Origin of the sequence: Pseudomonas sp. (assembly GCF_026224925.1) — a bacterium.
In the GTDB taxonomy this organism is placed as follows: Bacteria; Pseudomonadota; Gammaproteobacteria; order Pseudomonadales; family Pseudomonadaceae; genus Aquipseudomonas.
Map to the genome: position 1 here is coordinate 1 of NZ_JAMFRV010000282.1, position 4,560 is coordinate 4,560.

General features: G+C 56.2%; 3 protein-coding genes and 1 pseudogene. 3 read left to right on the plus strand and 1 reads right to left on the minus strand.

Annotated elements, in window-relative coordinates; translation table 11 throughout:
- Positions 1 to 245, minus strand: a pseudogene (locus tag M0974_RS12270) (MFS transporter); the annotation flags it as partial.
- A 111-nt stretch (positions 246 to 356) separates the two neighbouring features.
- Between M0974_RS12270 and M0974_RS12275 the strand changes: the two are divergent.
- The 3 genes from M0974_RS12275 (at position 357) to M0974_RS12285 (ending at position 4,414) form a co-directional block, all read left to right on the plus strand.
- Positions 357 to 1,265 (plus strand): LysR family transcriptional regulator, encoded by a 909-nt coding sequence (locus M0974_RS12275; RefSeq protein WP_297836588.1) that lies wholly within the window; start codon positions 357 to 359, stop codon positions 1,263 to 1,265.
- 185 nt (positions 1,266 to 1,450) lie between these two features.
- A complete protein-coding gene (locus M0974_RS12280) occupies positions 1,451 to 3,130 on the plus strand; it encodes a methyl-accepting chemotaxis protein (RefSeq protein WP_297836590.1) in 1,680 nt (559 codons plus the stop codon).
- Between the two features lie 69 nt (positions 3,131 to 3,199).
- Complete coding sequence (locus tag M0974_RS12285) at positions 3,200 to 4,414, plus strand: hypothetical protein (RefSeq protein ID WP_297836592.1); 1,215 nt, start codon at positions 3,200 to 3,202, stop codon at positions 4,412 to 4,414.
- Positions 4,415 to 4,560 lie beyond the last annotated feature (146 nt).

Sequence of the window (4,560 nt, forward strand, 5' to 3'; positions counted from 1 at the left end):
GACAGCATCGCCGTCAATGGCGGCCCGCAGAGCATTACCGTGAACGCAAACAGGGTAACCAGCAGCCCGGCGCTGGAGATCGAAATCTGCAGGTCACGGGCCATGGACGGCAGTAGGCCGATGATCAAAAACTCAGTTGTAACGATGACGAACCCGGCCAGCGCAAGGATCAGGATGGCCAAGCCACTGCCTGTTCGCGCGCTGTTCAGGGCCGTGGAGGAAACGGTCGAATCGAAAGAAGACATGCCACACACTCAGCTTATAAAGTGCAGCAAGCCTATTCGAGAATCGAATTCTTATCGCTGGCCATTTTTCCGTGCACTATGGAATCTACTTCACTAATGGTCCGGTTTGCCATGTCCACTACTGAGCGCTTAAAAGGCATCGCCATGTTTGTTGCTGTCGCCAACGCAGGCAGCTTCACTGCGGCGGCAGAGCGTTTGAACTTGAGCAGTTCGGCCGTCAGCAAGGGCATTGCGCGGCTGGAGAATCGTCTTGGCACGCGCTTGTTCGAGCGCACGACGCGTAGCTTGGCGCTGACAGAGTCCGGGGCGGCGTACCACAGCGTCTGCACCCGAGTCATTGGTGACTTGGAAGAGGCCGAAACGGCATTGGCGGCGCAACGTGCGGAGCCTTCGGGCACGCTGCGTATCGATTTACCTACGTCCTACGGGCGCCTGCACGTTATGCCTCAGATTCTGGCCTTCGTTGATCAGCACCCAAAGTTGCGGGCGCATATCTCATTCACCGACCGCTTTGTTGATCTGCTGGAGGAGGGTGTTGATCTGACGGTTCGGATTGGCAGCGTAGACGTATGGCCATCGGCCCTGAATCATCGCTGTCTGGGCACCGAACGGGTGACCCGTTGCGCCTCACCGGCCTACCTCGCGCAACACGGCACCCCTCATAGCATTGAGGATCTCGCCGAGCATGCGTGCGTGCTGTATGGCAAAGCGGATGGCGGTATCAGCCCGTGGTTTTTTGCCGATGGCACCGGTAAAACCCAATCCCGACAGATATCTGGGCGGATTGTTGTGGGTAACGCTGAAGCCATGGTCTCGGCGGTGATGGCCGATAGCGGCATCGCGCAATTCGCGACGTGGCTTATAAAGGAGCAATTGCACAACGGTGAACTGGTGGAGGTTTTGCCTGATCTGGCCACCGAAGGCCTGACGCTGTATCTAGCGTGGCCGCGCAGCCGTGAAACGTTGCCTAAAGTGCATGGGTTGGTGGAACTGCTGTCGTCAGTGTTGACCGTCAGTTAACCGTCGACCACTCTTTGACTGATGGCGTATTGACTTATTTGTTGGGTTTCATATGATTGATTCTATTATTTACACCTGTCCTGTTATTCACTGATTAAAACCGCAGTGAGCGTTGTCTCGTTCATAAAAAAGGCGGGGATAATTCATCACTTAAAATACTATCTCCTGACTGAGGCTATTGCCCCGTGGCGCTTAATCTACGCAGTAAAGTTATTCTTCTGGCGATCATTCCCAGCCTGTTGCTGGCTGCAGTGATCAGTTGCATCACCTATGTAGTGCTGCAAAGGCTGGCGTCCGAGGAGGTCGAGCAGACGCGTACGCTGCTGACCGAAGAACGAAAGGTATCGCTCAAGCATTATCTGGAAATCGCCCAAGCGGCGATTCAACCGATATATGACGCGTCGCAACCCGGTGACGTTGAAGCACGGGACAAGGCAGTAAAGATTCTTAAAACACTGATTTACGATAAGCAGAGTTACTTCTATGGTTATAACTCGGCGAGTATTCGAGTGTTTTGGGCTGATAAAGACCTCGATATTGGCAAGAGCTTTCTCGATGCTCAGGACGCCAACGGCGTTTACGTTATTCGTGGGTTAGTCGAAGCGGGCAAGTCAGGCTCCCACTACTTCCGCTATGACTGGAAAACCCCGGGCAGCGACAAGCCGGTGCCTAAGCTGGGCTACACCGTGTACCTGGATAAATGGGATCTGGTGTTCGGCACGCAGGTGAACCTCGACGACATCGCGGTTCAGGTACAGACGATTGCCAGCGACCGCAGTGCGAGCATCGGTTCACACACCGCATTTATTCTCGCCATCGCCGCGGGCATGTTGCTGTTAGTCGCGGTGGTTGGCGTATTTTTGGGTAACAGCATCGTCAAACCGGTGCTCGCGATCAAAAAGAACCTTGATGACATCGCTGCCGGTGACGGTGACCTGACGCGTCGCCTGCCCGTGACCAGCGGCGACGAGCTGGGCGCGCTGGCGAACTCGTTCAACTTCTTCGTTGAAAAAATCCACGGTTTGGTAAAACAGATCGCAGAAATGACCGGCCAACTGACGTCGCTGGTGGGCGACATGTCGTCCCAGGCACAGCGCTCTGAACACGCCATGGATCAGCAGCGTCAGGAAACTGATCAGGTCGCGACGGCTATTCACGAAATGTCTGCGGCAGCCCAGCAGGTCGCCGTGAGCGCACAAGGCGCGTCGCAGGCCGCAAAAAAAACCAGCGACGTCGGCGTGGAAGCGAAAAACGTCGTGACGAAAAGTATTGAAAGCATCCACACCCTGATCGTTGATATCGGCCAAAGCAGTTCATCACTGGATAACCTGCGTAACGACGTGCAGTCGATTGCCAGTGTAGTGGACGTGATTCGATCGATCGCTGAGCAGACCAATCTGCTAGCACTGAACGCCGCCATCGAAGCCGCACGCGCGGGTGATGCCGGTCGTGGCTTCGCGGTTGTTGCCGACGAAGTTCGCGCGTTGGCCAGCCGCACGCAGAAAAGCACGCAAGAAATCAACGAAATGATCGGCTTGCTGCAAAAGGGCACGTTAGACGCTGTGGTTGCCATGGGCCGCTCCAGCGAAACTGGCAAAACCACTGGCGAGCTGGCCAACCGCGCAGGGGTATCATTGGATGCCATTGGCACGTTGATCGAAACGATCAATGACATGAACGCGCAAATCGCCAGTGCTTCAGAGGAACAGACTGCGGTTGCCGAAGAGGTCAGCCGCAGCATGACCCAAATCGCTCAAGCGGCAGACGTTGTGGCGGACGATGCACAAAGCGGCGCACAAACCTCAAGAAGCCTCACCGAACTGGGTAACCGTTTGGGCGGACTGGTGCGTCAATTCAGGATTTGATGTTGCGGGGGAGGGTGTGTCGGTAGCGACATCGGCGTCCCTCTTCAATCATCTCCAAAGGACGGCACCATGCTCGAAGGATTGTTTCGCTCAGCCAGTAAACCTCTGACGCAAGCCTTCCTCGTCCTTTGCAGCCTCTCGCCATTTGCTGTTCATGCCAGCGAACCCCCGCATCTCTATACCGGCACCCTGGACAAAATGCCCATCGTGTTGGAGCTGGACCTGAAGGACCCCATGGAGGTCAGCGGTCGGTATTTCTACGAGAAATACCACGCTGATCTGGCGCTTGGCGGCGTACTGAAAGGCGAAGATCTGACACTCACAGAAGGCCTGGACGACGACAGTGGCAAAGTCCTGCCTGAGATAAAGCTGCATCAAACCGCGCAGGCTGGCTGGCAAGGCGACTGGAAAGGCCCGGACGGTAAAACCCTGAAGATCGAGCTGACCGAGAAGCAGGTGCCACCGCCGACGGAGACTGCCGAGGCCGGCTGGCAGACCATCTATACCAAGTCCGCCTACGATTACCTGCGGCTGCAATTCCTGCCGCTTCAACCGGGCAGAGTGCAGACCTTCATGGGCTACACGCTGCAATGGTGGACGGAGCCTGAGTCCAAGCTTTCGTTGTTTGAAATCACCGCAGGCTATCCGCCGGAGCAAGGCGCGCGGATCAATCAACAACTGCGTGCTCGCCTGTGGGACGAGGTGGTCAGCTATCACGCCTGCCTGCTGCAAGGCAGCCGTTTTGGCGCAGACTTCCAACAAACCATTACCCCAGAATTGCTCTCGCCGACCATCGTCAGCGTCAGCATTTTCACCAGCTATGATTGCGGCGGCGCCCACCCTGACTTCGGTGATACGCCGCTCAACCTCGACGCCAGCACCGGCAAACCGCTGTCGCTGGAAGACGTGTTGTGGGTGGGTGAAGGCAAACCGTTCCACTACGAAGACCACGAAAGCAGCGACGACCAAGACCCGGCAGCCGTTAGCTTCGACACCTTCTCTGAATACCGCAGCACACAATTTTCGCCTTGGCTGGTGAGCCAACTGCAAAAATTTGCACCCGACGGCATGAAGAAACCTACGGCCGAAGATGAAGATACCTGCGACTTCAACGACCCGGAAATCTGGGATTTCCCCGCCTGGTACTTCAAACCCACCGGTCTCTACTTCGGCCCCTCATTCGCCCGCGTAATGCGCGCCTGCGAAAGCCCGGATTGGTCAGTGCTGCCCTACAGCGCCGTGGTAGCGCATCCGGGGGCTGTGGCAGTGGAGTTGCCGAAGTAATCGCCGGCCAGAAGCAAATTTGTGATCAGCCATACACCCTGTGGAAGATTCTATGGTTGAGGGCAATCCACCCTGTAGGAGCCAACTTGTTGGCGAGAAGCTTGACGCGGTATGTCTGATGCACCTAGTCGTCTGCTTCCCGAACA

Excerpts from the sequence above, each read along its gene's own strand:
- M0974_RS12275 (WP_297836588.1), top strand. The coding sequence starts at position 357 with ATGTCCACTACTGAGCGCTTAAAAGGCATCGCCATGTTTGTTGCTGTC.
- M0974_RS12285 (WP_297836592.1), top strand. The coding sequence starts at position 3,200 with ATGCTCGAAGGATTGTTTCGCTCAGCCAGTAAACCTCTGACGCAAGCC.